Source organism: Streptomyces sp. NPDC107575 (genome assembly GCF_055657265.1).
On sequence record NZ_JBVKBG010000003.1, the window covers coordinates 1,195,637 to 1,222,573 of the forward strand.

Genomic DNA, 26,937 nt, shown 5'->3' on the forward strand with positions numbered 1-26,937 from the left:
AGGAGCGCCGGTGAGCCTGATCAACCACCTGGCCCGGCTGGAAGCCACGAGCACGGGCCGCGCCCAACCCACGGCCACCGTTCGGCACCGCCATCTGTCCCAGCGCCCACTGGTGGTCGTGCCGCTCACGACGGCCGGCGAGACCGGCGCGCCGCTCGGCGCGCTCGTCGGCACCGAGCGCACGTCACCGCGCCTCCTGGTCGTCCCGCAGCCCCGCGACCGCGACCTCCGCTTCGCGTTCCTGACGCACCTGGCCGACGAGGTCCTGCCGTACATCGACACGTACGCCACCGAGGTCGAGGCGGCGGAGCGCAGCGAGGTCGACCCGGAGACCGGAAAGAAGGTCAAGGTCGAGGTCGAACTGTGCGCGGACGCCCCGCAGTTGATCGTGCCGAGCCGCGCGGGCATCGAGTTCGTCCGCCTGCTGGGCCGCTCCATGCGCTTTCGCCGCACCGCCGAGCAGGACCCGGAGACGCCCTACCCGGCGCCGCCGCACGTCCCGCTCCTCGGCCGCTGGCTCACGCACTTCGGGGAGCGCGCGCGGGTCCCCGGCTCCGCCCTTCTCCTCGCGATGACGGACTTGCTGTCGCGGCACTGGGCGACGGGCCAGTCGAGCCTGGAGGACCAGCACTTGGGCGCGCTGCTCGCCTGGATCGAGGCGCCGGAGGGCACGTCGGGCGCCGCGGCGGCGCTCGGCGCCGAGCTGGACCGCGACCGGCACGGCCAGCTGCTCTGCCCGCCGGCGGGCCCGGCCACGGATCCCGCCTTCGACAACAAGCTGCTCGCGCCCGCGATCGAGCGCTACGACAAGGCCCGTACGCGGTACGCGGCCGCCGAGGACGCGATCGAGGCGGAGGGCCGGCTCGCCGAACTGACCGCGGCGGAGCGGGAGATCAACGCCCTGGTCGAGTCCCGGACACGCCCCACCTGGGACGCGGTGTGGCGCGGCCTCGACCAGCTGTGCACGCTGCCCGAGGGCGGGTACGCGGCGGAGCGCTGGACCCGCGACCGCTGGTCGTTCACCGGGCACCGCGACCGGGTCCTGGCGGGCGAGCCCCCGCAGCCGCGCCGGGACGACGCGGTGACGGCGGCGAACAAGCTGGCCACGCGCGAGCGCGAGCAGGCCCGACTGGACGCGCAGGAGGCGCTGGACGACCCGCTGGTGATGGCGGGCCGCCGCCTCTCGGGCGAGGCCTTCGCCGGAGAGGTGACCGAGGTGGTCCCGGCGTACAACGAGAAGAAGCGCCCCCGCCCGCTCGTCACGCTCACGACGGACGACGGTCCGCGTCTCGGCGTGGGCGTGAAGGTGTACCGCACGCTCGAAGGCAAGCCGCAGACGGCCGAGTTCGTGGGGTACGAGGAGGACGACACCTGCGCGGTCGTGCTGCGGATCCTGGACAAGATGGGGCGCGGCAAGGAGCCGGCCGAGGGCTCGCTGCCGGAGAAGGGCGAGCGGGTGTGCTGGACGCTGTTCGAGCACGAGCAGCGCGGCGGCCCCAAGCTGCCGGAGCCGGAGGAGACACCGTGGACGCACGGCGGCCCGCCGGGGACGGACGCGGAGACGCCCGACACCGTGACTTCGGAGGACGTACTGTGACCGCGCCGACCCTCGCCCTCAGCCCGTCCGATGCGGCCGGGCAGGCGACCGCCGCCATCCTCCACGACACCCTGCACGGCACGGCGCGCGGCATCGTCGTCGACTCGCCCCCGGGCGCGGGAAAGTCGACCCTCGTGGTGCGGGCGGCGCTCGAACTCGCGGACGCGGGCCGCCCATTGATGATCGTGGCGCAGACGAACGCGCAGGTGGACGACCTCGTCCTGCGCCTCCACGCGAAGAACCCGGAGCTCGCCGTCGGCCGCCTGCACAGCAGCGACCCGGACGCGTACGACAAGGCGCTCGACGACCTGCCGAACGTCCGTCTGTCGACGAAGGCCGGCGACCTGGCCCCGCTGCCGGTGGTCGTCTCGACGGCCGCGAAGTGGGCGCACGTCAAGGACGTCGAGCCGTGGCCGCACGCGATCGTCGACGAGGCGTACCAGATGCGCTCCGACGCCCTGCTGGCCGTGGCGGGTCTTTTCGAGCGGGCGCTGTTCGTGGGCGACCCGGGGCAGCTGGACCCGTTCTCGATCGTCGGGTCGGAGCAGTGGGCGGGCCTGTCCTACGACCCGTCGGCCTCGGCGGTGTCCACGCTCCTCGCCCACAACCCGGACCTCCCGCAGCACCGCCTCCCGGTCTCCTGGCGGCTCCCGGCCTCGGCGGCGCCGCTCGTCTCCGACGCGTTCTACCCGTACACGCCGTTCCGCAGCGGCACGGGCGAGGGCGACCGGGAGCTGGACTTCACGGTGGAGTCGGACGGTTCGGGCCCCGACCGGGTCATCGACGAGGCGGCGGCCTCCGGCTGGGGCCTGCTGGAACTGCCCGCCGCGCACACGCCCCGTACGGACCCGGAGGCAGTCCGGGCGGTGGCGCAGGTGGTCCGCCGCCTGCTCGACCGGGAGGGCGTCACGCGCTCCGAGTCCGGCGAGGGCGCGCTGACGGCCGAGCGGATCTGCGTCGGCACCGCGCACCGCGACCAGGCGGCGGCGGTCCGGGCGGCGCTGGCGGACCTCGACGTCCACGACGTCACGGTCGACACGGCGAACCGGCTGCAGGGCCGGGAGTTCGACGTCACGGTCGTCCTGCACCCCCTGTCGGGACGCCCGGACGCGACGGCGTTCCACCTGGAGACGGGCCGCCTGTGCGTACTGGCCTCGCGGCATCGGCACGCGTGCGTGGTGGTGTGCCGGGCGGGCGTCGCGGACCTCCTGGACGAACACCCGTCGGCGGACCCGGTGCAGCTCGGGGTGACGGTGAAGTTCCCCGACGGCTGGGAGGCGAACCATTCGGTGCTGGCCCGGCTGAGCGAGCACCGGGTGCAGCATCCGGTCCACCGATCGAGCCCCGCCTTTTGAACGGGAGCCCGCGGGGTCCGGGGCAGAGCCCCGAACTTTTGAGCCCGCTCCCGGGCGGAGCCCGTTCGCCCTCTTGCGGCCCGACGGACAATGGAAGGTGGCCCGGCACGAACCCGCGGGCCACCCCGGCAACAGGAGGCCGCACCATGGCGGAGCCCGACCGTAACCACCAGCCCCGGCTGCGACCCGCCCCGCTGATCTTCGAACCCGCGGAGGCGTCGGCCGACCCGGAGCACTTCTTCGACCTGGAGTCCATCGAGGACCCCCGCGACCTGCTCACCCGTGCCACGGAGCTGACGCACGCGTTCCGCTCCGCGGCGGACCGGTCGATGGAGTTCCAGGCCGTCGCCGCGGCCCAGCTCGCCGACCCGCGCCGCTTCGACCGGCTCACCACGGCGGACATCGCGGAGCGCGCGGACTGGACCGAGGACTACGCGAAGAAGATGGTCGAGTTCGGCCGCGACCTGCTGCGCGGGACCACGGAGCAGTCGACGTAAAGAGGCCGGCCCGGGGCCGTAATGATCGTTTGGCATATGCCAGAGGGGCAAGATACTCCACCCCGCCCCCTCCTGTCCCGATTTTCCACAACCCCTGGGAATCGCCCCGTCACCCCCTGTAGATGTATGAGGCATGAGCACCGCGACGCCTCCGTACTCCCCCCACGCCCCGTCGGCCACGGCCCCTGGCGCGCGTGACCACTTCGACATCTGCGACGTCACCCCCGAGGGCGCGGCCTGGCTCGCCTCCGCCGGGGCGTACCCCCGTTCCACGCTCGCCCACTGGGAGGCCAGGCCCACGGCCCCCGTCGTCCTCCCCTGCGGATCCGTCTTCGACGTGGTGAACGTCCCCGCGATCTTCGGCCGGCGGATGTTAGACCGGCTCTGGTCCGAGGGCCCCGGCTCCGGGCCCGTCGCCACGCACCGGGGCCGCATGCTCCTGTTCACCGCGCCCGGCACGGCCCAGCGCCTGCCGTCCCTCCTGCGCTGGGAGGAGTGGGGCCCCTCCGTGCCGCCGCTGCTCTTCCACGGCGCCGGCGACGCGGTCACAGGACCCGCCCCCACGACCAGCGCCGCGCTCCGCCCCGACCAGCGCCAGGAGTCCCGCTGGGTGGTCGCCCCGGACACCCGGCACCCCTGGCTCCCGGGCGCCGAGGTCATGCGCTGGGCCTGCGTCCGGGCGGCCCGCGCGAGTGCGCAGGCCGCGGTGCGGATTTCGATTTTTCCTGCCACGGATCCTGGTGCTAATGTCTACGACGTCAACCGGCGCCATTAGCTCAGTTGGTTAGAGCAGCGGACTCTTAATCCGCGTGTCCGGGGTTCGAGTCCCTGATGGCGCACGTTGTCGGTGGCGGCCTGTATTCGCGGAAAACGCGAATCGGGCCGCCATCGTCGTTTCTGCGCGGCTTCGCCAATCAAGCCCCTGCGGCGTTTGAGCAGCGGGGTCCGGGGCGGAGCCCCGTGGCCGCAACACCGGTGCCGGTGGGGATCACCCGGCCGTCGTCACCTTCACCGTCCAGGCCCCCGAGCCCGTCCGGCCTTCGGCCTCCACGCGGATGTCGTCCCCCGGCACCGTAAAGGTCTCACCCACCCCCACCGGCGCATCGGCCAGCGGCGGATAGACGGACTCCCCGTAACAGGCCTCCGTACGCGGATGCGCGTCGAGCACCTCCATCGGCCCACCCCCGGACGAGGAATCGCTGCGCACCCGGTACACCAGGACGCCCCGGCTGCACGTCGCCGCGTCATTGCCGGAGCCACCCCGCGCCTCCAGGGCGATGGCACTGTCCACGCCCGTACGGATGACGGCGAGCTTGGTGCCCCCACCCGTACCGAACGGCGCACCCGCCCCCCGCGGCGCCGTACTCAGCGGCTCAAGGGTCAGCCGGGTCTCACCGCTCCGCTTCACGCACGCCACCTGCCGCCGGTCCAGCCACCCCAGCTTCCACTTGTGCCAGCCGAACAGATCCGGCGAGAGCCCGAACTGGCTGCCCATGACGTCCCAGTCCCCGACGTACGTGTCCCAGTCGCCCTTCCCGTCGGTGGGCCGGTGGTAGAGGTCCGGCAGGTCGAAGACGTGGCCCGTCTCGTGCGCGAGCACATTGCGGTCCGGCGGGTGCCGCTCGAAGACCGTGACGATGCGGCGGATGTCCGTGCCGTCCGCGTGCATCGGCCGGTCGAAGTTCACGACCTTCGTCGCGTCGGAGTCGACACCGGGCGCGTCCGGATCGGCGACGAAGTAGACGACGTCGTACTTGCTGAAGTCCGTGTGCGGATCCGCCGCCGCCAGGGCGTCCCGCAGATACGCGCTGCGGTGCCCGGCGTCCCAGTCGCGCTGTATGGCGTACGAGGTCGAGGCGTGCGGCATCTGGATCCACCGCCGCTGCGGATGCGGGACCAGGGAGAACTTCCCGTACGAGGCCCGGTCGAAGAAGCGGCTGGTGGACGGGAAGTAGTCGGAGGCCAGTTGGTCGGGCGTGGACAGGGGCCGCGAGTCGGGGAACGAGAGGAAGACCATCACGGCGTTGAGGGTCTTCGTGGGCTTCGGGTACGCCGAGTTCCACGTGTCCAGCCCCTCGGAGTGGTGCGCCGCGGTGCGCTCGAGGGCGCAGGGCCCGGCGAACGGAACGGCCGCGGCCGGCCCCGCGACGAGCCCCATGGCGGCGACGGCGGCGAAGGCGGTGAGCGCCGCCGTGAGTGCACGCGGGCGCGGCTTGTCCACTCCCCCGAGTGGCTGCGGACGCGGCAAGTCGACCTCCGGGACGGGAATGCGGGGCACCCAACCCAGAGTGTTGGTGTTTATATGGATCTGCCCTGTTTATCTGGCCCGGATGAGTGAGTGGACGACACTCCGGCCGAACACGGAACGTCACAGTCGATCGGCCGCGATCGGGCCACGACAGAAGGTGTGGCAGCACCGAGCAGAAACGATCTACCGGGGCGGGGTCCGGCCGTCCGGAACCCGTGCACACTGCAATCCAGGCTGGATAGGCCGTCCGACCTGCCTCTATGATCGGCACACTTTCCTGCCGGGACCCGGCCGCAGCAGTCCACGCAACCATCCGACGCACCACGGGAGCGAGCGGTGAGCGCACAGCCCGAAGGGCCCACGACCGCGCGCCGGGTGGCCCCACCCGGCCAGATCACGGAGAGTGATGATCTGCGGTCGGCTTCGCGGCCCCCGTCCGCACAGGCCCTCTACCGTCCGGCGTTCGCGACGTCGCCGCTGGCCATGGCGGTCGTCGACCGCGACGGCGTGATCGTCGGGGCCAATGACGCCGCTCGCGCGCTGCTGTGCGGCGAGGACACCGGCGAGGCGGCCGCGGAGGGAGCCGGAGCGGACGCCGGGCAGCTCGTCGGCCGCACCGCCGACGAACTGCTCGACCTGCACTCGGACCCGCGCACCGCGGACGCCTACCGGGAGATCCTGCGCGGTCGCCAGGCCCGGCTCAGCCGCACCCGCCGCCTCAAGCACCCCTCGGGCCACTCGGTCTGGCTGCGCGTCACGGTGTCGCCGCTCCCGGACGCGGAGGCCGTGCTGCTCTCGCTCGGCGACATCACCGCGCACCGCGGCCTCCAGGACCGGCTGCACCATCTGGAGCTGCACGATCCGCTGACCCGGCTGCCCAATCGCGCGCTGTTCTTCGAGCGCGTCTCCGCCGCCCTGGAGGCGGGCGCGTACGAGAGCACGGGCGCGACCGGGCGCGTGGGGCTCTGCCTCCTCGACCTCGACGGGTTCAAGGCGGTCAACGACTCGCTCGGGCACGCCGTCGGCGACCGGCTGCTCCTCGCCGTCGCCGAGCGGCTCACGCACTGCGCGGACCGCGCGCAGAGCGCCACGGGCGCCCCGCTGGTGGCCCGGCTCGGCGGCGACGAGTTCGCGCTGCTCGTCGAGGACTCCACCGGGACGGAGCAGCTGGCCGAGCTCGCCCGGACGGTGCTCGACGCGCTGCGGGAGCCCTTCGACCTGGCCGGCCACGAGGTGTCGGTCTCCGCCTCGATCGGCGTGGTCGAGCGGCAGGTCACGGGGACCAGTACGACGGCCCTGATGCAGGCGGCCGACACCACGCTGTACTGGGCGAAGGCCGACGGAAAGGCCCGCTGGACCTTCTTCGACCCGGAGCGCAACGCCCACCGGATGACCCGCCAGGCCCTGTCCTCCAGCCTGCGGCCCGCGGTCGACCGGGGTGAATTCGCTCTGGAGTACCAGCCGTTGGTGGAGATGGCGGGCGGCGGACTGAGCGGGGTCGAGGCGCTGGTGCGCTGGCGGCACCCGCAGTTCGGCCTGCTGACGCCGAATCGGTTCATCGGACTGGCCGAGGAGGACGGCTCCATCGTGGAGCTGGGGCGGTGGGTGCTGCGGACGGCCTGCGCGCAGGCGCGGCGCTGGCAGGTGGAGCACCGGGAGGCGCCGCCGGTGTTCGTGAGCGTGAATGTGGCAGTGCGTCAGATGTGGGACTCGGACCTGGTGGCGGACGTCGCGCAGATCCTCGCCGAGACCGGACTGCCGCCGGAACTCCTGCAGTTGGAGCTGATCGAGTCCGCCGTGATGGGCCCGACGGGGCGGCCGCTGCAGGCCCTGCGGGCGCTGAACGACATGGGTGTGCGCATCGCCATCGACGACTTCGGCACCGGGTACTCCAACCTCGCGTACCTCAGCCGGCTGCCGGTGTCGGTGCTCAAGCTCGACGGGGCGTTCGTGCGGGGGTTCCGGGAGGACGGGGACGCGCCGACGGAGCCGGCGGACACGATGATCGTGGAGGCGCTCGTGCAGTTGGCGCACCGGCTCGGGCTCACGGTGACCGCCGAGTGCGTGGAGACGGCGGAGCAGGCGGAGCGGCTGCGCCGGCTCGGCTGCGACACCGGGCAGGGCTGGCTCTACTCGCGGCCGGTGGCGGCGGATCGTATCTCTGGGCTCCTCGCGGAGCGCGGGTGATCCGCCGCCGTCGGACGGTCCTCGGACGTCAGGCGCGCGGCAACCCGTAGGCGTCGGCGATGAGTTCGTAGGAACGCAGGCGTACGTCGCCGCCGTGGGCGTTGGCCGTGAGCATCAACTCGTCGGCGCCCGTGCGCTTTTGCAGCTCGTCGAGGCCGGAGCGGACCTCGTCGGGGGTGCCGTGGATGACGTTGGAGTTCCAGGACTGGACGAAGTCCCGCTCCATCTCGTTGAACTGGTACGCCTCCGCCTCCTCGGGCGTCGGTACGAGGCCGGGGCGGCCGGTGCGCAGCCGGACCATGTTGAGGGCGGCGGCGAGCACCTGGCGGCGGGCCTCCGTGCCGTCGTCGTCGGTCGCGAGGGCGGAGACGCCGATCAGGGCGTACGGCTCGGCCAGCAGCTCGGACGGGCGGAAGTTCTCCCGGTACAGGTCGAGCGCCGGGAGGGTGTTCTGCGCCGAGAAGTGGTGCGCGAAGGCGAACGGGAGGCCGAGGGTCGCGGCCAGGCGGGCGCTGAAGCCGGAGGAGCCGAGGAGCCAGACCGGCGGGCGGTTCGGGTCCTGTACGCCGCCGGGGGAAGTGGCCTGGACCGGGCCCGGGACGGCGTGGATGCGGGAGTACGGGTGGCCGTCGGGGAAGTCGTCGTCGAGGAAGCGGGTGAGCTCGACGAGCTGCTGCGGGAAGTCGTCGGCGCCCTCGTTGAGCCGGTCGGTGCGGCGCAGGGCGGCGGCGGTGGCACCGTCCGTGCCGGGAGCGCGACCGAGGCCGAGATCGACACGCCCCGGGGCCATCGCCTCAAGCGTGCCGAACTGTTCCGCGATCACGAGCGGGGCGTGGTTCGGGAGCATGACGCCACCGGAGCCGAGGCGGATGCGGTCGGTGTGGGCGGCCAGGTGGGCCAGGATCACGGCGGGGCTGCTGGAGGCGACGCCGGGCATCGAGTGGTGCTCGGCGACCCAGTAGCGGTGGTAGCCGCGGGACTCGGCGAGGCGGGCGATGTCGACGCTGGTGTGCAGGGCCTGCGTGGCCGTGCGACCCGCTCCCACGGTGACCAGGTCCAGGACGGAGAGCGGGGTGGGTGCGGTCCCGAGGGCTGCGCCGCGGATCACGGGTCCTCCTGCGAATACGTACGTACGGGTGAGTGTCTCGACCCCGACGTAACGGAGGCCTACTCCGCTTTATTCCCGCATCGTGGCCGGGGCCGCCGTCCTGGGTGCGCGGCACCGGGGGCCGCCTTGCCCACCCTGCCGCCCAAGGCGGCAGATTGCCCAAGGCGGGACCGGCATCGGGCGGTGCCGACAAATCAAGCCCCGCCGGCGATTGAGGCGCGGGGTCCGGGGCGGAGCCCCGAGGCGTAGGACCGGGGGGCCGCAACCCGTCAGACCTGGACCACCGGCTCCTTCGTGAAGAGGGCGCCCAGGGCCGGAGCGTTGACCCGGCGGTCGACGAGTCGCAGCGCCTCCCAGACCGTGACCTGGTTCGCCGTGAGGACCGGCTTGCCGAGTTCGGCCTCCAGGTCGCGGACGTACGCCGCCGTGTGCAACGCCGTGTCCGGCAGCAGCACCGCGTCCGCGTCGGGATGGTCGCCCGCGCGGGCCATGGCGCGGACCTCCTCCCAGCCCCACGTCCCCACCTCGGCCGCCGTGATGATCCCGCTCCCCCGGACGGCCAGCACCTCCGCCCCCGCCGCCTTGAGGAACGTGGCGAAGTGGTCCGCGACGTCCTCCGGATAGGTCGCGGCGACCGCCACCCGCCGCGCCCGCACCTCCCGCAGCGCGTGCGCGAACGCGAAGGACGTACTGGAGGCGGGCAGCCCCGCCGCCATCGCGAGGCCGCGGACCTGTTCGTGCGCGCCGTCCCAGCCGAAGACGAAGCTCCCGGACGTGCACGCCCAGACCACCGCCTCCGCCCCGGACAGCCGCAGCTCCTCGACGCCCGCGGCGAGCCGGTCGGGCGCGCCCATCTTCAGCAGCGCGTCGACCCGGTGCGCGTCCTCCCCGATGTCGGTGTGGACGACGGGCAGCCGCACATCACTGTCGATCAGCATCTCGATGCGCGGGTAGTCGTCCTCCGCGGAGTGTCCGGGGTAGAGAAATCCCAGCGAGGTCATGCGCTATGCCCACCCTTCCTGTTCCTTCGGCCGTTCCCTCGGCAGCTCCTCCGGAGGCAGCGCCTCCGGCAGCTCCGACGGGGGCCAGACCCGCGCCGCCGGATCGAGCAGCGCCTGGTACGGCCCCACAGCACGGGTACCCAGCCGGGCGAGGGCTGCCCACATCGTGACTTGATTGGCCGAGATCACCGGCACCCGCAGCTCCGCCTCGAGCTGCGGGATGACGTCGTACGTCGGCAGGTTGGTGCAGCTGATGAAGAGCGCCTCGGCCCCGGAGCCCACCGCTTCCCTGGCCATCTCCGCCACATCCCGGTACGGCACCCTCCAGATGTGCCGGGTCAGCCCGAGGAAGGCCCGCCCGGTGACCGTGATCCCCGCCTCCGCCAGATACTCCTCCAGCGATTCGGTGACCGACCGCGTATAGGGGGTGACGAGGGCGATGCGCCGCGCGCCCAGTTCGGACAGGGCCTCGAGCAGGGCCCCCGACGTGGTCACGGCGGGCAGCTCCCCGGCCCTCCGCATCGCCGCGCACAGCGCCCGCTCCCCCGCGAGCCCGCCGACGAAGCTGCCGGAGGCGCACGCGTAGGCGAGGACCTCGGGCTCGGTGGCGCCGAGCGCGCGCACCGCCTCGCCGAGCGTCTCGTGCTCGCTGACGAGCCGCGCCAGATCGAGTCCGACCTCGACGGGCACGAACGGCGTACGGGTGAGATGGAGGGAGACGTGGTCGGGTACCCAGCGCCACAGCTCGCGGTCGAGGGCGAAGTCGAACGGGGCGACGACGCCCACGCCGCGCTGCGGTTTCGGTCCCCCCAGGAATGAGACGTCCATGAGCAGGCCCCAAGTTCAGCTGTCTGATCATTGCCGGTGCGGTGCTTGAGCCGGCGAACCGCCGGGACGTCGGGACAGCGACACAGCGCGAAACTAGGTGCAGGAACCCTGGTGGAGTACCTCTGTTGTCGACGGTAGGTTCCGGTGCCTGCGGGGTCAATCCGCACATGTCGGCAGGTCCCACGATTCTTGCCGAGTTCACGAATTCGCCGCCCGTTCCCGACTCCTCGCCCCCAGCAGAGCGGATCTTCATTGCCGGACGGTTTCGCGGCGATGTCCGTGCCCGACGAGGTGTTCCTGGGTAGGCCCCCGGCAACGTATCGCGAGCGCTGGTGCTGGAGGGCGGATGACGAGCGAGCTCATCGGACTGACCGCGCAGGACCTCATCGAGGGATATCGCAAGGGAGAGTTCAGCCCGGTCGACGCGACCCGCGCCGTGCTCGCCAGGATCGAGGAGACCGAACCGGCGCTGAACGCGTTCGTGCGGGTCGACGCGGCGGGTGCGCTGGCCCGGGCGGAGGAGAGCGCCCGGCGGTGGCGCGAGGGCGATCCGGTGGGCCTGGTCGACGGGGTGCCGGTGTCGGTGAAGGACATCCTGCTGCAGAAGGGCGCGCCCACGCTGCGGGGCTCGCTGACCGTCTCCGAGCAGGGCCGCTGGGACGAGGACTCGCCGTCGGTGGCCCGGCTGCGCGAGCACGGCGCGGTCCTCGTCGGCAAGACGACGACGCCCGAGTTCGGCTGGAAGGGCGTGACCGACTCGCCGCTGTCGGGCGCGACCCGCAATCCGTACGACACCTCGCGCACCGCCGGCGGTTCGAGCGGCGGCAGCGCGGCGGCCGTCGCGGTGGGCGCGGGGCCGCTGTCGCTCGGCACGGATGGCGGGGGTTCGGTGCGGATCCCGGCCTCGTTCTGCGGGATCTTCGGCCTCAAGCCGACGTACGGGCGGGTGCCGCTGTATCCGGCGTCGGCGTTCGGGACGCTGTCGCACGTGGGGCCGCTGGCCCGCACGGCGGCCGACGCGGCGCTGATGATGGACGTGATCTCGGGCCCCGACCCCCGGGACTGGTCGGCCTCGGGCCCGCCGACCGGCGGCTTCCGGGACGCGCTGCACGGCGGGGTGCGCGGCCTTCGGGTCGCGTACTCGCCGACGCTGGGCGGACAGGTGGCGGTGCGGCCCGACGTCGCCGCGGTGGTGCGCGCGGCGGTGACCCGGCTCGCCGAACTCGGGGCGTACGTCGAGGAGGTGGATCCGGACTTCACGGATCCGGTCGAGGCCTTCCACACCCTGTGGTTCAGCGGGGCCGCGCGCGTGGTGCAGCATCTCCCGGCGTCCAGGCGGCAGTTGCTCGACCCCGGACTGCGCGAGATATGCACCCGGGGCGCGCGGTACAGCGCGCTCGACTACCTGGCGGCGGTCGACACCCGGATGGCGCTCGGGCGGCGGATGGGCGCCTTCCACTCGACGTACGACCTGCTGGTGACGCCGACCGTGCCGATCACCGCGTTCGAGGCGGGGGTCGAGGTGCCGCGCGGCTCCGGCCTGCGACGATGGACGGGCTGGACCCCGTTCACGTACCCCTTCAACCTGACCCAGCAGCCCGCCGCTTCGGTGCCCGTGGGGCTCGACGGGGACGGACTTCCGGTCGGCCTCCAGCTCGTGGCCGGGCGCCACAGGGACGATCTCGTGCTCAGGACCGCGCACGCGTTCTACGAGTCCGGGGTGGCGAGTCACGCCAGTCCCAACAACGCTTGAATCGCGTGAAGTTAGGACATGGCCGTATTGCCGTGAATTCAGATCTCGGCTTTGTCAAGGGCCGAAAACGATAGGCATACCTCCCGGGGCTTCGGGTAATGGCGCGCCATGGCTCCACCACTTGGTAACAATGAGGGATTCATCGCCAGACCAGTCCGCCGCCGCTCCCTGCTCTACGGTGCGGGGGCGGCGGCGCTGGGTGTTTTCGGTGCCGCGGCCTGTACCCGCGTACCGGAGGAGGGGAAGGTCGAGGGCGGGGATCTGCTGGACCGGCTGCGCGACGCCGGGGAGGTCAAGATCGGCGTCGCGGGTGAGGTCCCGTTCGGATACATCGACGAGAACGGCGAGGTCACCGGAGAGGCGCCGGCGATCGCCAAGGTGATTTTCCCCCGTCTCGGTGTGCCCAAGGTGAAGGCGGTGCCGACCCAGTTCAGCGCGCTGATTCCGGGCCTCACCCAGGCGCAGCAGTTCGACGTGGTGTCGGCGGGGATGTACATCAACCCGGACCGCTGCGCACAGGTGCTGTTCTCCGATCCCGACTACCTGATGCCCGACTCGTTCATCGTGCGCAAGGGGAACCCGCACGGCATCAAGACGTACAAGGAAATCGCGGACAAGAAGCTGAAGTTCGCGACGGGCACGGCGTACGCGGAGATCGATACCGCCAAGGCCCTCGGCATCAAGGACATGCTGATCCTGCCCGACCAGGTCGCGGGCCTCGACGCCGTGCGCCAGGGCCGGGTCGACGCCTTCGCCGGCACGGCCGTCACGGTCCGTACGGTGATCAAGGGCAAGAGCGGGGTCGAGGCCGTCGAGCCCTTCCAGCCCTACGTGGACGGAAAGCCGGTCTACGGAGCGGGCGGATTCGCGTTCCGGAAGTCGGAGAAGAACCTGCGCGACGCGTTCAACAAGGAGCTGCACAAGCTCAAGGACAGCGGTGAACTCCTGCGCATCATGGCGCCCTTCGGCTTCACCAAGGAGGAGATGACCGACCTCACGGTCGAGAAACTCTGCCCCCCTGCCAAGGGAGCCGCCTCATGATGTCCGCGAAGTTCTTCGAGAACTGGTTCCTGCCGGGTATCTGGATCACGCTCGAGATCACGATCCTCAGCGCGATCTTCGCCTTCGTCGTCGCGATCATCATCGGCGTGCTGCGCACGTCCAATGTGTGGTTCGTGCGCTTCCTTTCCGGGGCGTACTTCGAGATCTTCCGCAGCACGTCGTCGCTGGTCTTCATGTTCTGGATCGCGTTCACCGTGCCGATGCTGTTCCAGATCAAGTTCGATCCGCTCTTCTCGGGCGTTCTGGCGCTCAGCATCACCTACGGCGCCTACGGTTCGGAGATCGTGCGCGGTGCACTCGCCGCGGTGCCGCCCGCCCAGCGCGAGGCCGGCATCGCCCTCAACTTCACGCGCGCCCAGCGCCTGCGCCGCATCGAACTCCCGCAGGCCTGGCCGGAGATGATCCCGCCGTTCAACAACCTGCTGATCGAGCTGCTCAAGGGAACCTCGCTGGTGTCCCTCATCGCGGTGGCCGACATGACGTTCGCGGGCAACCTCAAGCGACTCGTCTCCGGCGACAGCGCGCCGATCTACACGCTGCTGCTCGTCCTGTACTTCGTGTTCGCCTTCATCTTCACGCGCCTCATGCGCCTGCTTGAGCGCCACGCCAAGAGCCGTGTCGGCCAGGCGCCCGAGCAGGGCGGTCTGCGCGTGCTCCTCGGCGGGATGCGCTCCAAGTCGACGATCGACGCCGTGACCGGTGCCGGAGGTGCCAAGTGAACTGGGACTGGTCGCACGTCGCGGACTTCATGCCGCAGTTCTGGGACGGCCTGCTCGTCACGCTCCAGGCGCTCGTCGGGGGCGCGGTCATCGCCTTCGCCCTCGGCCTTGTGTGGGCGATCGCCCAGCGCTCGAAGTTGAAGTGGATCAGCTGGCCGGTGACGGCGGTCACCGAGTTCATCCGGAACACCCCGCTCCTGGTGCAGCTGTTCTTCCTCTTCTACGTCGTTCCCTCCTGGGGCATCTCGATGTCCCCGCTGGTCACCGGCGTCGTCGGGCTCGGCCTGCACTACTCGACGTACACGTCCGAGGTCTATCGGGCCGGCATCGACGGCGTGCCCGTCGGCCAGTGGGAGGCGGCCACGGCGCTCAACCTCCCCAAGGGCCGCACCTGGCGCGCGGTGATCCTGCCGCAGGCCGTGCGCAGGGTGATCCCCGCGCTCGGCAACTACGTGATCGTCATGCTGAAGGAATCGCCGCAGATCATGGCGATCGGTGCGCTGGACATGCTGGGCGAGGCCCAGGGCTTCAGCCAGACCACCTTCACCTACGAGGCCATCAGCGTCGTCGGTGTCGCCTTCATCGTCATCGCCTACCCGGCTTCTCTTCTTCTGCGAGTTTTGGAGCGTCGTCTTGTCCGCTGACAGCAGCACTTCCCAGGAAATCCCGAATCCTGCCGTCGACGGCAGCGAGCTCATCCGCTTCGACAAGGTCACCAAGCGGTTCGGCAGCAACACCGTCCTGGACAACCTGGACTTCTCGGTCGACTCCGGCAAGCACGTCACGCTGATCGGCCCGTCCGGATCCGGCAAGACCACGATCCTGCGGCTCCTGATGACGCTGATGAAGCCCGACGAGGGCACCATCAAGGTCGGCGGCGAGTACCTCACGCACGAGCAGAAGGACGGAAAGCTCGTCCCGGCCGGCGAGAAGCACATCCGCGAGATCCGCAAGAACATCGGGATGGTGTTCCAGCAGTTCAACCTGTTCCCGAACATGAACGTGCTGCGCAACATCACCGAGGCGCCGGTCAACGTGCTCGGCCTGTCCAAGGACGAGGCGGAGCACCGGGCCAAGGAGCTGCTCGACATGGTCGGCCTGGGCGACCGCTGCGAGGCGTACCCGTCCCAGCTCTCCGGCGGTCAGCAGCAGCGTGTGGCGATCGCCCGCGCGCTGGCGATGCGCCCGCAGGTCCTGCTGCTCGACGAGGTCACGTCGGCGCTCGACCCGGAGCTGGTGGCCGGCGTCCTCGACGTCCTGCGGGACATCGCGCACAGCACGGACATCACCATGCTGTGCGTGACGCACGAGATGAACTTCGCGCGGGACATCTCGGACCAGGTCCTGATGTTCGACTCGGGCCGCATCATCGAGTCCGGTTCGCCGGAGAAGATGTTCGGGGAGCCGGAGCACGAGCGCACCAGGGAGTTCCTGAGCGCGGTCCTGTGACCAGCCGCTCACCGAGTGGTGCATGACTTTGGCATATGCCATGGTGGCGCGTTCCTGTTGAGAGGCACGGGGCGCGCCACCAATCTCCCCAACCGGCGCCCCCGAAAGGGGTGTTGGCGGCTATCGTGGACTTCAGCCCAGCTGTCCGGAACCGGTCCATGCAGGGGGAAGAACCGTGGCGCTGAAGCACGAGCAGGGTGCGTCCTCGCACCAGCCGCACGAGGCGGTGCAGCACGCGTTGCGCGTGCTGGAGACCGTCGCACACCGAGGCGTGGGCGTGACCGACACGGAGCTGGCGCGGGTCACGGCGCTGCCCGCCGAGCAGCTGACTGTCCTGCTGCGCATGCTGCGCCGCGAGGGGTACGTCCAGCAGACCGCCGACGGGGCGTACATCACCGGCGAGACCCTGAGCAGGCTCGGTGCGGCGGACGGCCATGCGGCCGCGCTCACCGCGAAGCTCCAGGGCACGCTCGACCGGCTGCGGGACGACGTGGGCGCGGCGGTCTACATGAGCCGCTACGTCGACGGGGAGATCCGGGTCACGCAGATGGCGACGGGGCCCGAGACGCCCGCGGTCAACGAGTGGGTGGACTTCCGTGTCTCGGCGCACGCGAGCGCGATCGGCAAGAGCCTCCTCGGGCAGCTGGACATGAACGGGCGGCGGGATCATCTGTCCCGGCACAAGATGGCGCGGCTCACGTCGCGGACGATCACGAACGAGAAGGTGCTGCTGTCCCGACTGGCCTCGCAGCCGGCGACGGTTCCGGTGCTGGATCTTCAGGAGTACGCGGTGGGTACGGTGTGCGCCGCGGTTCCCATCACGGCGGGGGCGTCCGTCGGGTGTCTGGCGCTTTCCCTGCCGGTCGAGCATGCGCATCGGTTGCACGATGCGGCGGAGCAGCTCAACAAGGAGGCGGCGCCGGTCCTCCTGTCCTTGGCCATCTGACCGCTCACCGGCGACGGCGTTACGGCCACGGGGCTCTGCCCCGGACCCCGCGCCTCAATCGCCGGCGGGGCTTGATTGGCCCACCCGCGCTTGTGCCCGATCGCAACGACAAGAGCCCCCCGCTGATGCGGAGGGCTCTCACCTTTAGGTGCGCCATCAGGGACTCGAACCCCGGACACGCGGATGCTGTATTCCCCGGGGGATAACCCCCGGACCCCCAGCCGCGCTTGTCGGCGACGGCGATAAGGCCTCGGGGAGCGACTGCTTTCGCCCGACAGCGGGGCCAATTTTGCCCGCCCGGGCCGAGCGCACGACGAAGGCCCCCGCTACTGCAGGGGCCTTCGGTTTGTCTGTGCGCCATCAGGGACTCGAACCCCGGACACGCGGATTAAGAGTCCGCTGCTCTAACCAACTGAGCTAATGGCGCCGGTTGACGAGGTAAATACTACCTGGCCCCAGGGGGTGCTTTTGACCACCGGGGGCGCAGGGGTCACGGCGGGGTGAGGAGGTGGTCGCGGGCGTGGTCGCGGTAGGTCGTCGTCAGGGTCGTGCGGTCCTCGGGGGTCAGGGGGCGGTAGGCGGGGGCGGTCGGTGGGCGCCACCACAGGGTGCCGCCGGACCAGAAGCCCTCGCGGCGCAGCTCCCCGCGCCGCACCTTGTTCGTGGCCGTGACCGGCATCCGTTCCACCACCCGGATGAAACGGGGCGCCATCTTCGTTCCCAGGTCGGGCTGCGAGCGGAGGAAGGCGTCGAAGCCGGCCGGGTCGAAGGCGCGGCCCGGGCGGAGCGCCACCGTCGCCATCACCTGGTCGCCCGCCACCGGGTCCGGCACCCCGTAGACCGCTACGGCCGCCGCGTCCGGCCAGCGGGCGAGGATGTTCTCGATCATGGCGGGGGCGAGGTTCTCGCTGTCGACGCGGATCTTGTCGTCGCCGCGCCCGGCGAAGTAGAGGAACCCGTCCGCGTCCCGGTAGAAGTGGTCGCCGGTCCAGTACCAGCCGTGTTCGCGGACGCGCTCCGCGTACGCGGCGTCGTTGCGCCAGTAGCCCTCGAAGGGTGAGCGGCCGCGGTTGACCAGCTCGCCTATCGCCTCCGCGCCGTTGAGGAGACGGCCGCCCTCGTCGAAGCGGGCCGGCGGGCACTCCGTCCTCGTCTCCGGGTCGAGCACCGCGAGGTCGCTGCCGGGGGCCGCCAGGCCGATCGCGCCCGCCGGGGTGCCGGACGTCCGCTGCACCGCGGCGCCGCCCTCCGACGACCCGTACCCCTCGACGAGCCGCGCCCCGAACCGCTCCTCGAACCGCGCCGCGTCCACGGCCCCGGCCTCCGTGCCGAACCCCATCCGGAGGGGGTTGTCGCGGTCGTCCGGGCGCTCGTCGGTGGCCAGGATGTACTGGACGGCCCGGCCCACGTAGGTGAAGTACGTCGCGCCGAATCGGCGTACGTCGCCCAGGAACCCGGACGCCGAGAAGCGGCGGCGCAGCGCGACCCCCGCCCCCGCCGCGACGGCCGGCGCCCAGTCCGCGATGACCGCGTTGCCGTGGAAGAGGGGCATGCAGATGTAGTGCACGTCGTCCGGGCGGACCCCGAAGTTCGAGACCAGCGACTGGCCCGCCGCAGCCAGCCGCCCCTGCGTGCACAGCGCCGCCTTCGGGGCCCCGGTCGACCCGGAGGTGAAGTAGAGCAGCATGCGGGTGCCGGGGCCGACCCGGTCGTCGACCTCCGGTTTCGCGCCCTCGTACGGCGTGAGCAGCTCCTCGTACGCGTCGGTGTCGGTCACCAGGATCCGGATGCCCGGGAGGTCGAGGCCGTCCAGCAGCGGGAGGTGGGCCCGCTCGGTGACCAGGACGCGGCACTCGGTGTGGGTGATGTCGCGGGCGAGCTCGGCGCCGCGCCGCGTCGGATTGAGGCCGGCGACGGCGGCGCCGGAGAGCGCGGCCGCGCCCAGCCACTGGGGGAACTCGGGGGTGTTGTCGAGGAGCAGGCCGACGTGGGGCTGCGCCGACCGCGGCAGCAGCTCACCGAGGAGCGCCGCGCGGGAGGCCGCCCCGGCCGCGACCTGGTGGTGGCTGAGCACCTGATCCTCGTACGCGAGCCCGGGCCTGTGGTCGCCCCAGCGCGCCCGGATCAGCTCCGCGAAGGTGCGCGTCGTCATGGATCCCATGGCGGCGAACCATAATTGACGTATCGTCAGATGTGGAGAGCGCCGACAACCCCGCCGACCGGAGCCCCAGTGCGCCGTGGGGCGGCGCACTGGGGCCGCGGGCTCAGAACGTCACGTCCGAGCACGCGTAGAAGGCGTTCGCCGTGTCCGCGACGGTCCACACCGCGAGGATCACGTGGTGGCCCGACTTCCCGGAGGGCAGCGTGCCGGAGTGCGACAGCGTCGCCGGCGGCTGCCCGCTGAACGGGACGGTGAGGAACGGGGCCGTCTGCAGGGCCGACCGGGTCAGCGGCTTGCTCTGGTCCCAGCCGTCCTTGGTGATGTAGTAGCGGAAGTCCGTGGTGGAGTGCCGCGCGGTGAACTGCCAGCGGAAGGTCTGGCTCTGACCGCCCGTCACCTTCGTGGTCGGCCACGCGTTCCCGTTCGGCTGCTTCGGGGCGTCGAGCGCACTGAAGTTGCCGTGCCCGGCCGAGCAGAGCTTGCCGTCGGCGGGGCCCGCCGCCGGGAAGCCCTTGGGGCCCTCGACGCTCTGCGGCTCCCACTGGATGTCGCCGCAGCCGCTGACGCCGCCGTTGGCACAGAGCTTCTGCCTGCTGACCGGCAGATCGGTGTAGCCGTGGCCGCTGGCGCCGCCCGCGGAGAGCGCGAACGCCCCCGCGGTCGTCAGGCCGAGCAGGGCCGCGTACGCCTTCGTACGCTTCGAGGTCTTTCGCATGCTGCCGCTCCTGGGGGGTGTTGGGAGTGCCGGAAGCCGTGCGCACAGCGATGGTTCAACAGTTCAGGTCTAGACCAACGCACAATGTAGGACCGTGAGTTGAGCATGTCCAGACCAATCGCAATTCCCGGCACGAGCCCTTCCGCTCACCCCCGGAGCGTCACTCCCCTCGGCCCGTGTAGAACGCCACCGTCAGGTCCTTCACGAGCAACTTCCGCTCGTAGTCGTCGAGATCGACGAGGCCGCGCGCGGTCAGCCGCGTCACGGTGTCCTCCACCGAGTCCACGACCGTGGTGAGGACGCTGTCCCGGCGCCGCGCGTCGAGGGCCGCGATCCGGCGGCGCCGCATCGCCGCGGCCACCTCCGGCTCGTACTCGATGCGCGTGGGCTGCGCCGAGTACACCTCGATGCCGACCGGGGCCGCGTCCTCGGCGAGGCGCCGGGTGAGCAGATCGCCGAGGGCCTCGGCGTTGCGCAGCACGGGCGCGTCCCGGTCGCCGACCACGGCGGGCAGCCTGGAAAGCACCCGCGCCAGCCCGGCCTCCACGCACTCGCGCAGATACGTCTCGTGGTCCTCGGTGCCGAGCGTCGCCCGCGCCGTGTCCTTGATCCGCCAGGCGACGAGCACGACGACGCGCAGCGCCTCGCCATTGGTGTCGACCGCCGGCATCGGCTCGCTGCGCCAGTGCCGAAGGCGCAGGTCGACCCGGCGGCGCACGAGCAGCGGGTTCAGCCACAGCAGTCCCGGCCTGCGCACGCTCCCCCGGTAGCGGCCGAAGCGCGTGAGCACCCAGGCCCCGCCGGTGCGCCCGCGCGCGAGCCCGCCGACGCCGAACAGGGCGAGCACCCCGGACCCGGCGATCGCCGCCCACTGCGCGGGGCCGAACCCGGCGCCCGCGTATCCGTCGAGGCCCGCGAGGTCGGTCATGATCCGGGGCAGCGCCCCCGCCCAGCCGAGCGAGGCCGCGGCCCCTGCCGCGCCCACCGCCCCGCCGAACACCCCGAAGGCACCGGGCAGCGCCCGTCCGGGCCGCTCCTCCAGGCCGGGGTCGACGGAGGGCGCGGGCCGGGCCGGAGCCGCTGGTGCGGGCGTCCGGCGCGCGCTCGACCGCTCGACCTGGGCCTTGGTGACGACCGCGGGCCGCAGCGGCACGGCCACCGGGTCCGGGTCGTCGCGGAAGAGGAGGTGGACCGGGATCTCGGTGGTGGACTCGTTACGGATGAGCCGCGCGGCGCGCGCCCCTCCGTCGGTTTCGCTCATGGAACCCTCCGCGTTGCGCGTCATGAGAACAGCCGGCGCCAGGTCTCGGGGCCGGGATAGCCGTCGGCCGCCTTGCCGCGCCAGCCCTGGGCCCGCTGGAAGGCCTCGACGTTGCGCCGGTCCGCCTCGCTCCAACGCGGTCCGGGGCCCTTGGTGTAGAACTTGCCGAATCCTTTCTTCACGAGCTGCCTGCCGAGCCGCGTGACGTCGGAGTTCTCCGCGCCGGGCCGGAACTTCGCCTTGCCCGGGAAGCCGGAGGCCCCGGTCCGTTCGGCGCCGCCGCTGCCGGTGGACGGGATGCTTCGGCCCTGGCCCGTCGACAGGTACGACCAGGTCGTGGGCCCCGGGATGCCGTCCGCCGCCTCGCCGCGCCAGCCCTGCGCACGCTGGAACGCGCGCGTGGCCTTGCGGTCCGCCTCGCTCCACTTCGGCCCTGGCCCGACCCGGTAGAACCGCTTGCCGCCCCGCTCTACGAGCATCTCGCCGAGCCGCGTCACGTACGCGTTGTTCCTGCCGGGGCCGAAGTACTTCGCGCCGGGGAACTTCGTCGTCGCGCTCACCCCGGAGCTGCCGCCCGAGACCGCCCGGTACCGGTACGCGACGTAACTGCTCGAGTGGCTCCAGTACGCGTACGGGGTGGACTGCACCCGCGTGCCGGGCTTGGTCTGCTCGTACGCGATGTACCGGGTGCGGGACGCGTCCGTCCAGCCGCCGAAGATCGTGACGTGCGAGCCCTTCTCCGGGTCGGCGGGGTTGTGGAAGAGCAGCATGTCGCCGGGCTGCAGCTGCGCCTTGGTGATCCGGGTGCCGTACTGGGCGAGGCTGCCGGTCCACTCGTTGCCCGGCAGGCCCCACGCCATGGAGACGAAGCCGGAGCAGTCCTGGCGGTAGCCGTCCTTCCAGTACTTGTTCATGTTGTACGGGACCTTGGCCTCGACCCACTTCCTGGCGCGGTCGAGGATCGCGGCCCGGGAGGTCTTGCGCAGGGTCGGGGACTTGACCAGGGACACGGATCCGGCGGCCGGGGCCGGCGCCCCGTGCAGCGGGCCGCTGCCGCCCTGCGGCGTCGTGCCGCCCACGTCGTCCGGGGGCGGGGTCAGTGGTCTGGCCTCGTGGTGTTCGGCCGCGGCCGCCGGGGTGGTCTGGAGGCCGCCGATGACGGTGCCCGCGGCGGCGGCGAGAACCAGGGCGTGGCGGGCGCCCACCTTGGTGCGCACCGGGTGGGGCACCGCGCGCCGCCACTCGGCGCAGCCTGCGCAGTCGCAGTCCTCGGCCGGGTCGACGTCCTCGAAGACCGGGGCGCCCATCGGCTCCGCCGTGTCCCCTCGCTCCATCCGCTCCATGCGATTCCCCTCACACTCCGGTGCCGGACTTTGGAATAACGAGCCTCGATTCCGCACGCAGGAAGCGTCTCAACTGTCCAGACAAGTCGCATGTTGACGGTCCGAAAGGTTGAAATCACCAGAATTCACCCAGTCCCTCGGCGTGTCGAGTGGTCAGAAGCACCCCGGAGGCTCGGGTAAAGTTATGGACGTCGACAGGCGCCATTAGCTCAGTTGGTTAGAGCAGCGGACTCTTAATCCGCGTGTCCGGGGTTCGAGTCCCTGATGGCGCACCTAAGCGAAGGCCCCCGCAGCAGCGGGGGCCTTCGTCGTACGTTGAGCCCGGGTGGACAGATCAAGCCCCGCCGGCGATGGAGGCGCGGGGTCCGGGGCGGAGCCCCGTGGGCGCGACCACGGAGTGGCGCAACCCGCATCAAGGCCGGTAAACACCATGTATCGGCCTTGCGATCATGAACCGGGGCACAGCACTCTGTCATGGAGCCATTGGCTCCCAAGATGCTTACGGTACAAGGCAGTTGAAATGGGCACCGTGTCACGCCGGGCCCGAGCCGGTTGCCGAGCGCGCGGGGAGGGGGCCCCGCCCATGAACCGATGTCGAGGGGGGCATCATGCAACCGGAAGGCCGCCGTACCAGTCTTACGTAAGTAGGTAAGGGTGGGACGGTGGCCCGCCAGTGATACGTCCGGGGGCACGGTCAGGGGGCCCGTTCCCGGGCGCAGGACCGACGACCACGCGGTGACGCGTGCGGGGGGATGACTCATGACGTCGACGCCGACGGGCGCCCGGCCGGAATTCGACCCGTCCGAGACGACCCAGCTGCGAGTGCCACCGCACCGCACTGGCGGTTTCCGGCGCATCAGGAAATCGTTGCCGCGCTACGACTACGAGCACTACAGCCGGCTCGCCGGGCCACTGACCCAGCCCGACCCGAACAAGCCGTACAAGGTGCGCTACCGATCGCTGCTCTCACAGGAGCCGCACAGGATCCGGGCCGCGCTGATGCTGGGCGCGGCCCCGCTGCTCTCCCTCGTCCTGCTGTTCTGGCTGATGCAGCCCGAACACTGGACCGAACGGGACTATCCCGCCTACGACTTCCTGCCCGCGCTCGACATCGTGATGCTGGTGTCCATCGGGCTCATCGAGTTCTTCCGCTGCATGAACGTGCTGTCGAACGCGCACGCGACGCTGGTCGCCCGCGACCCGATCCCGGTGGTCCCGGAGACCGGCACCCGCGTCGCGTTCCTCACCTCGTTCGTGCCCGGCAAGGAGCCGCTCGAGATGGTGACGAAGACCCTGGAGGCGGCGGTCAAGCTGCGCCACCGGGGTCTGCTGCACGTCTGGCTGCTCGACGAGGGCGACGACCCCGCGGTCAAGGAGGTCTGCGAGCGGCTCGGCGTGCACCACTTCTCCCGCAAGGGCGTCGCGAAGTGGAACCAGCCGAAGGGCCCGCACCGCGCCAAGACCAAGCACGGCAACTACAACGCCTGGCTGGACGCGCACGGGGACGAGTACGACTTCTTCGCCTCCGTCGACACCGACCACGTGCCGCTGCCCAACTACCTGGAGCGGATGCTCGGCTTCTTCCGCGACCCCGATGTCGGCTTCGTCATCGGCCCGCAGGTGTACGGGAACTACGACAACTTCATCACCAAGGCCGCCGAGTCCCAGCAGTTCCTGTTCCACGCGCTGATCCAGCGGGCCGGCAACCGCTACGGCGCGCCCATGTTCGTCGGCACGTCCAACGCCGTGCGCATCAAGGCGCTCAAGCAGATCGGCGGCCTGTACGACTCCATCACGGAGGACATGGCCACCGGCTTCGAGATCCACCGGCACCGCAACCCGTTCACCGGCAAGAAGTGGCGCTCCGTGTACACGCCGGACGTGCTCGCGGTCGGCGAGGGCCCCAGCGCCTGGACGGACTTCTTCACCCAGCAGATGCGCTGGTCGCGCGGTACCTACGAGACGATCCTCAAGCAGTACTGGAAGGGCTTCTTCACGCTCCCGCCGAGCAAGCTCTTCAACTACACGATGATGATCATCTTCTACCCGATGGCCGCGATGAACTGGATCCTGGCGGCGCTGAGTTGTGCGCTGTTCCTGGGTCTCGGCGCCTCGGGCGTGAACATCGACCCGACGATCTGGCTGATGCTGTACGGCAACGCGTCGGCGCTGCAGATCGGCCTCTACGTGTGGAACCGCCGGCACAACGTCTCGCCGCACGAGCCGGAGGGCTCCGGCGGCGTGGCCGGCATGGTGATGTCCGCGCTGTCGGCGCCGCTGTACGCGAAGGCGCTCTTCGACGCCGTACTGCGCCGCAAGAGCAAGTTCGTGGTGACCCCCAAGGGCGATTCGGCAAGCCCCGACCGCTGGTTCGGGACCTTCCGCTACCACTGGTACTTCATCCTCATCTTCGGCGGCTCGATCGGCGCCGGCTTCTACTTCGGCCACTCCCACCCGGCGATGATCACGTGGGCCTCCTTCGCGCTGCTGATCACCGCGGCGCCGATGTTCGCGTGGCGCTACATGCTGCGCCAGGACAAGAAGAAGCCGAAGCAGCAGCCCGCCGAGGCCCCGCAGCCGGAGCCCGCCGAGCGCCCGGCGCCCGCGCGGACGCACACCGCGCCGCAGCAGAAGCCGAGTTGGGCCGCCCAGCCGCACGACGGTGGCGCGCGGGTGGACTGGGGCAATGAACAGACCAAGCAGATTTCCCTGGGGGGACGTAACAAGTGAAAGACGGTGCGAGCCGCCGCCGTGCCCGGCGCATAGTCATCGGCACGGTGGTGGTCCTGGCGCTGGCCGGGATGAACGGACCCTGGCTGTACCGCTTCGGATCGGCCAAGTATCACGAGTACAAGATCAACAAACCGGAGTACAAGGCCGAGAACGGGCACTGGGACGTCATCGATTTCCCCAAGGACATGCGCCTGAACACGATTCACGCGGCGCTGTTGCACACCGGGAAGATCCTGCTCGTCGCCGGGTCGGGGAACAACCAGAAGAACTTCGACGCGAAGAAGTTCGACACCCGGCTCTACGACCCGGTGAAGAAGACCATCAAGAAGATCCCGACGCCCAGCGACCTGTTCTGCACGGGACATACGCAGCTGGCGAACGGGAATCTGCTGATCGCGGGCGGCACCAAGCGCTACGAGAAGCTCAAGGGCGACGTCACCAAGGCCGGCGGCCTGATGATCGTGCACAACGAGGACCCGGACGCCCCCAAGACCATCAAGGCGGGCACGGTCTTCACCGGCAAGGAGAACGGGAAGTCGTTCGTCGCCAAGGACAACATCACGATCGAGCGCGCCAAGAAGGTCTTCGACAAGGCGACCGGCAAGTTCCTGCGCAATGAGCCGGGCCTCGGCCGGGTGTACGTCGAGGCGCAGCGTTCGGGCTCCAAGTACGAGACCGGCACCCAGGACAACTACCGGGTGCAGGGCCTGACCGGCCAGGACGCCCGCAATGTGTACGGCATCGCGCAGAAGCTCGCCCTGGACAAGAAGGACTTCCAGGGGATCAGGGACAGCTTCGAGTTCGACCCGGTCGCCGAGAAGTACATCAAGGTCGACCCGATGAACGAGGCGCGCTGGTACCCGACGCTGACCACGCTCTCCGACGGCAAGGTCCTCTCGGTGTCCGGGCTCGACGAGATCGGGCAGTTGGTGCCGGGCAAGAACGAGGTGTACGACCCGAAGACGAAGAAGTGGACGTACCTGAAGGACGTCCGCCAGTTCCCGACCTATCCGGCGCTGTTCCAGATGGAGAACGGGAAGATCTTCTACTCGGGCGCGAATGCCGGTTACGGTCCGGACAACGTCGGTCGCAAGCCAGGTATTTGGGATCTGACGAACAACAAGTTCCAGAAGATTCCCGGGCTTTCGGACGCGAACATGATGGAGACGGCGAACACCGTCGAACTGCCGCCCGCGCAGGACCAGAAGTACATGGTGGTCGGCGGCGGTGGTGTCGGCGAGTCCAAGCTCTCCAGCGAGAAGACCCGGATCGTCGACCTGAAGGAGCGGAGCCCGAAGTTCGTGGACGGGCCGAAGCTCGACAAGGGGACCCGGTACCCGCAGGCCTCGGTCCTGCCGGACGACTCGATCCTCGTCTCCGGCGGCTCGGAGGACTACCGCGGGCGCGGCGACTCCAACATCCTGGAGGCCCGGCTCTACGACACGAAGAAGAACGCGTTCAAGCGGGTCGCCGACCCGCACGTGGGGCGCAACTACCACTCGGGCTCGCTGCTCCTGCCCGACGGGCGCGTGCTGTTCTTCGGCTCGGACTCGCTCTACGCCGACAAGGCCAACACCAAGCCCGGCACGTTCGAGCAGCGCATCGAGATGTACACGCCGCCGTATCTGTACCGGGACTCGCGGCCGGCCCTCGAGGGCGGCGAGAAGACGATCCGGCGCGGTGGCTCGGCGACGTACAGGACGGAGCACGCGTCGTCCATCAAGACGGCCCGGCTGATCCGGCCGAGCGCCTCCACGCACGTCACGGACGTGGACCAGACGTCCATCGCGCTCGACCTGAAGAAGTCAGCGGACTCGGTGACGGTGTCCGTGCCGAAGAGCCGGTCGCTGGTGGAGTCGGGCTGGTACATGCTGTTCGTGACGGACGACGAGGGGACGCCCAGCAAGGCGCAGTGGGTCCACGTTCCGTAGACGAAAGCGCGTGACACGTGAGAGGGCGGGAGGGGAACCTCCC

21 protein-coding genes and 3 tRNA genes are annotated in these 26,937 nt (G+C 70.7%); 15 read left to right on the forward strand and 9 right to left on the reverse strand.

The annotated features are described in order from the left end of the window. Positions 1-10 precede the first annotated feature (10 nt). From ACZ7L4_RS18560 to ACZ7L4_RS18580, 5 genes are all read left to right on the forward strand, one after another. Positions 11-1,597: a hypothetical protein gene (locus tag ACZ7L4_RS18560; RefSeq protein ID WP_472103719.1), complete on the forward strand. Its 1,587-nt coding sequence runs from the start codon at positions 11-13 to the stop codon at positions 1,595-1,597. Then, positions 1,594-2,952 (forward strand): AAA domain-containing protein, encoded by a 1,359-nt coding sequence (locus tag ACZ7L4_RS18565; RefSeq protein WP_472103721.1) that lies wholly within the window; start codon positions 1,594-1,596, stop codon positions 2,950-2,952. Before ACZ7L4_RS18560 ends, ACZ7L4_RS18565 begins: the two co-directional genes overlap by 4 nt. A gap of 146 nt (positions 2,953-3,098) precedes the next feature. After that, positions 3,099-3,449, forward strand: a complete 351-nt coding sequence (locus ACZ7L4_RS18570) for a hypothetical protein (protein WP_472103723.1) — start codon at positions 3,099-3,101, stop codon at positions 3,447-3,449. A 133-nt stretch (positions 3,450-3,582) separates the two neighbouring features. Beyond that, positions 3,583-4,224 carry a bifunctional DNA primase/polymerase gene (locus ACZ7L4_RS18575; protein WP_450814228.1) on the forward strand — a complete coding sequence of 214 codons (642 nt, stop codon included), beginning with the start codon at positions 3,583-3,585 and terminating at the stop codon, positions 4,222-4,224. Beyond that, positions 4,215-4,288 (forward strand) — tRNA-Lys (locus tag ACZ7L4_RS18580). The genes ACZ7L4_RS18575 and ACZ7L4_RS18580 overlap by 10 nt, the downstream gene beginning before the upstream one ends. Positions 4,289-4,437: 149 nt before the next feature. Here the strand turns inward: ACZ7L4_RS18580 and ACZ7L4_RS18585 are convergent. Beyond that, positions 4,438-5,727 carry a M6 family metalloprotease domain-containing protein gene (locus ACZ7L4_RS18585; protein WP_472103725.1) on the reverse strand — a complete coding sequence of 430 codons (1,290 nt, stop codon included), beginning with the start codon at positions 5,725-5,727 and terminating at the stop codon, positions 4,438-4,440. 306 nt (positions 5,728-6,033) lie between these two features. On the opposite strand from ACZ7L4_RS18585, the gene ACZ7L4_RS18590 reads away from it, so the two are divergent. Continuing rightward, a complete protein-coding gene (locus tag ACZ7L4_RS18590; protein ID WP_472103727.1) occupies positions 6,034-7,884 on the forward strand; it encodes a putative bifunctional diguanylate cyclase/phosphodiesterase in 1,851 nt (616 codons plus the stop codon). Positions 7,885-7,912: 28 nt separating this feature from the next. On the opposite strand, the gene ACZ7L4_RS18595 is transcribed toward ACZ7L4_RS18590, so the two are convergent. From ACZ7L4_RS18595 to ACZ7L4_RS18605, 3 genes are all read right to left on the reverse strand, one after another. Then, positions 7,913-8,992, reverse strand: a complete 1,080-nt coding sequence (locus ACZ7L4_RS18595) for an LLM class flavin-dependent oxidoreductase (RefSeq protein WP_472103729.1) — start codon at positions 8,990-8,992, stop codon at positions 7,913-7,915. Between the two features lie 269 nt (positions 8,993-9,261). Beyond that, positions 9,262-9,993: a maleate cis-trans isomerase family protein gene (locus tag ACZ7L4_RS18600; RefSeq protein ID WP_472103731.1), complete on the reverse strand. Its 732-nt coding sequence runs from the start codon at positions 9,991-9,993 to the stop codon at positions 9,262-9,264. 3 nt (positions 9,994-9,996) lie between these two features. Next, complete coding sequence (locus ACZ7L4_RS18605; protein ID WP_472103733.1) at positions 9,997-10,821, reverse strand: maleate cis-trans isomerase family protein; 825 nt, start codon at positions 10,819-10,821, stop codon at positions 9,997-9,999. A 346-nt stretch (positions 10,822-11,167) separates the two neighbouring features. Here ACZ7L4_RS18605 and ACZ7L4_RS18610 point away from each other — a divergent pair, with 346 nt between their 5' ends. The 6 genes from ACZ7L4_RS18610 (at position 11,168) to ACZ7L4_RS18635 (ending at position 16,750) form a co-directional block, all read left to right on the forward strand. Then, a complete protein-coding gene (locus ACZ7L4_RS18610; RefSeq protein ID WP_472103735.1) occupies positions 11,168-12,574 on the forward strand; it encodes an amidase in 1,407 nt (468 codons plus the stop codon). Between the two features lie 108 nt (positions 12,575-12,682). Continuing rightward, positions 12,683-13,615 carry an ectoine/hydroxyectoine ABC transporter substrate-binding protein EhuB gene (ehuB, locus tag ACZ7L4_RS18615; RefSeq protein WP_472103736.1) on the forward strand — a complete coding sequence of 311 codons (933 nt, stop codon included), beginning with the start codon at positions 12,683-12,685 and terminating at the stop codon, positions 13,613-13,615. Next, a complete protein-coding gene (ehuC, locus tag ACZ7L4_RS18620; RefSeq protein ID WP_472103738.1) occupies positions 13,612-14,355 on the forward strand; it encodes an ectoine/hydroxyectoine ABC transporter permease subunit EhuC in 744 nt (247 codons plus the stop codon). The genes ehuB and ehuC overlap by 4 nt, the downstream gene beginning before the upstream one ends. Next, positions 14,352-14,999 (forward strand): ectoine/hydroxyectoine ABC transporter permease subunit EhuD, encoded by a 648-nt coding sequence (ehuD, locus tag ACZ7L4_RS18625; RefSeq protein WP_472103740.1) that lies wholly within the window; start codon positions 14,352-14,354, stop codon positions 14,997-14,999. Before ehuC ends, ehuD begins: the two co-directional genes overlap by 4 nt. Beyond that, the gene (ehuA, locus tag ACZ7L4_RS18630; RefSeq protein ID WP_472103742.1) at positions 14,989-15,804 is read left to right on the forward strand and encodes an ectoine/hydroxyectoine ABC transporter ATP-binding protein EhuA; all 816 of its coding nucleotides are present in this window, start codon (positions 14,989-14,991) and stop codon (positions 15,802-15,804) included. The genes ehuD and ehuA overlap by 11 nt, the downstream gene beginning before the upstream one ends. A gap of 175 nt (positions 15,805-15,979) precedes the next feature. After that, a complete protein-coding gene (locus ACZ7L4_RS18635) occupies positions 15,980-16,750 on the forward strand; it encodes an IclR family transcriptional regulator (protein WP_472103744.1) in 771 nt (256 codons plus the stop codon). A gap of 353 nt (positions 16,751-17,103) precedes the next feature. Here the strand turns inward: ACZ7L4_RS18635 and ACZ7L4_RS18640 are convergent. From ACZ7L4_RS18640 to ACZ7L4_RS18660, 5 genes are all read right to left on the reverse strand, one after another. Further along, a tRNA-Lys gene (locus ACZ7L4_RS18640) sits at positions 17,104-17,177 on the reverse strand. 63 nt (positions 17,178-17,240) lie between these two features. After that, positions 17,241-18,911, reverse strand: a complete 1,671-nt coding sequence (locus ACZ7L4_RS18645) for an AMP-binding protein (RefSeq protein WP_472103746.1) — start codon at positions 18,909-18,911, stop codon at positions 17,241-17,243. 103 nt (positions 18,912-19,014) lie between these two features. Beyond that, positions 19,015-19,626 (reverse strand): lytic polysaccharide monooxygenase auxiliary activity family 9 protein, encoded by a 612-nt coding sequence (locus ACZ7L4_RS18650; protein WP_472103748.1) that lies wholly within the window; start codon positions 19,624-19,626, stop codon positions 19,015-19,017. A gap of 160 nt (positions 19,627-19,786) precedes the next feature. Continuing rightward, entirely contained in the window at positions 19,787-20,887 is a 1,101-nt protein-coding gene (locus tag ACZ7L4_RS18655; protein WP_472103750.1) for an SPFH domain-containing protein, read from the reverse strand. A gap of 20 nt (positions 20,888-20,907) precedes the next feature. Continuing rightward, the gene (locus ACZ7L4_RS18660) at positions 20,908-22,194 is read right to left on the reverse strand and encodes a peptidoglycan-binding protein (protein WP_472104062.1); all 1,287 of its coding nucleotides are present in this window, start codon (positions 22,192-22,194) and stop codon (positions 20,908-20,910) included. Positions 22,195-22,428: 234 nt separating this feature from the next. On the opposite strand from ACZ7L4_RS18660, the gene ACZ7L4_RS18665 reads away from it, so the two are divergent. From ACZ7L4_RS18665 to glxA, 3 genes are all read left to right on the forward strand, one after another. Further along, positions 22,429-22,502, forward strand: a tRNA-Lys gene (locus ACZ7L4_RS18665). Between the two features lie 487 nt (positions 22,503-22,989). Continuing rightward, entirely contained in the window at positions 22,990-24,960 is a 1,971-nt protein-coding gene (locus ACZ7L4_RS18670; protein WP_472103752.1) for a glycosyltransferase family 2 protein, read from the forward strand. Further along, positions 24,957-26,894: a radical copper oxidase GlxA gene (gene glxA / locus ACZ7L4_RS18675; RefSeq protein WP_472103754.1), complete on the forward strand. Its 1,938-nt coding sequence runs from the start codon at positions 24,957-24,959 to the stop codon at positions 26,892-26,894. Before ACZ7L4_RS18670 ends, glxA begins: the two co-directional genes overlap by 4 nt. The last annotated feature ends 43 nt before the right edge of the window (positions 26,895-26,937 follow it).

Coding starts and splice junctions, on each gene's coding strand:
- ACZ7L4_RS18645 (WP_472103746.1), bottom strand. CDS start 18,911: ATGGGATCCATGACGACGCGCACCTTCGCGGAGCTGATCCGGGCGCGC.
- ACZ7L4_RS18650 (WP_472103748.1), bottom strand. CDS start 19,626: ATGCGAAAGACCTCGAAGCGTACGAAGGCGTACGCGGCCCTGCTCGGC.
- ACZ7L4_RS18655 (WP_472103750.1), bottom strand. CDS start 20,887: ATGAGCGAAACCGACGGAGGGGCGCGCGCCGCGCGGCTCATCCGTAAC.
- ehuB (WP_472103736.1), top strand. CDS start 12,683: ATGGCTCCACCACTTGGTAACAATGAGGGATTCATCGCCAGACCAGTC.
- ACZ7L4_RS18600 (WP_472103731.1), bottom strand. CDS start 9,993: ATGACCTCGCTGGGATTTCTCTACCCCGGACACTCCGCGGAGGACGAC.
- ACZ7L4_RS18610 (WP_472103735.1), top strand. CDS start 11,168: ATGACGAGCGAGCTCATCGGACTGACCGCGCAGGACCTCATCGAGGGA.
- ACZ7L4_RS18575 (WP_450814228.1), top strand. CDS start 3,583: ATGAGCACCGCGACGCCTCCGTACTCCCCCCACGCCCCGTCGGCCACG.
- ACZ7L4_RS18660 (WP_472104062.1), bottom strand. CDS start 22,194: ATGGGCGCCCCGGTCTTCGAGGACGTCGACCCGGCCGAGGACTGCGAC.
- ACZ7L4_RS18605 (WP_472103733.1), bottom strand. CDS start 10,821: ATGGACGTCTCATTCCTGGGGGGACCGAAACCGCAGCGCGGCGTGGGC.
- ACZ7L4_RS18670 (WP_472103752.1), top strand. CDS start 22,990: ATGACGTCGACGCCGACGGGCGCCCGGCCGGAATTCGACCCGTCCGAG.
- ACZ7L4_RS18570 (WP_472103723.1), top strand. CDS start 3,099: ATGGCGGAGCCCGACCGTAACCACCAGCCCCGGCTGCGACCCGCCCCG.
- ehuC (WP_472103738.1), top strand. CDS start 13,612: ATGATGTCCGCGAAGTTCTTCGAGAACTGGTTCCTGCCGGGTATCTGG.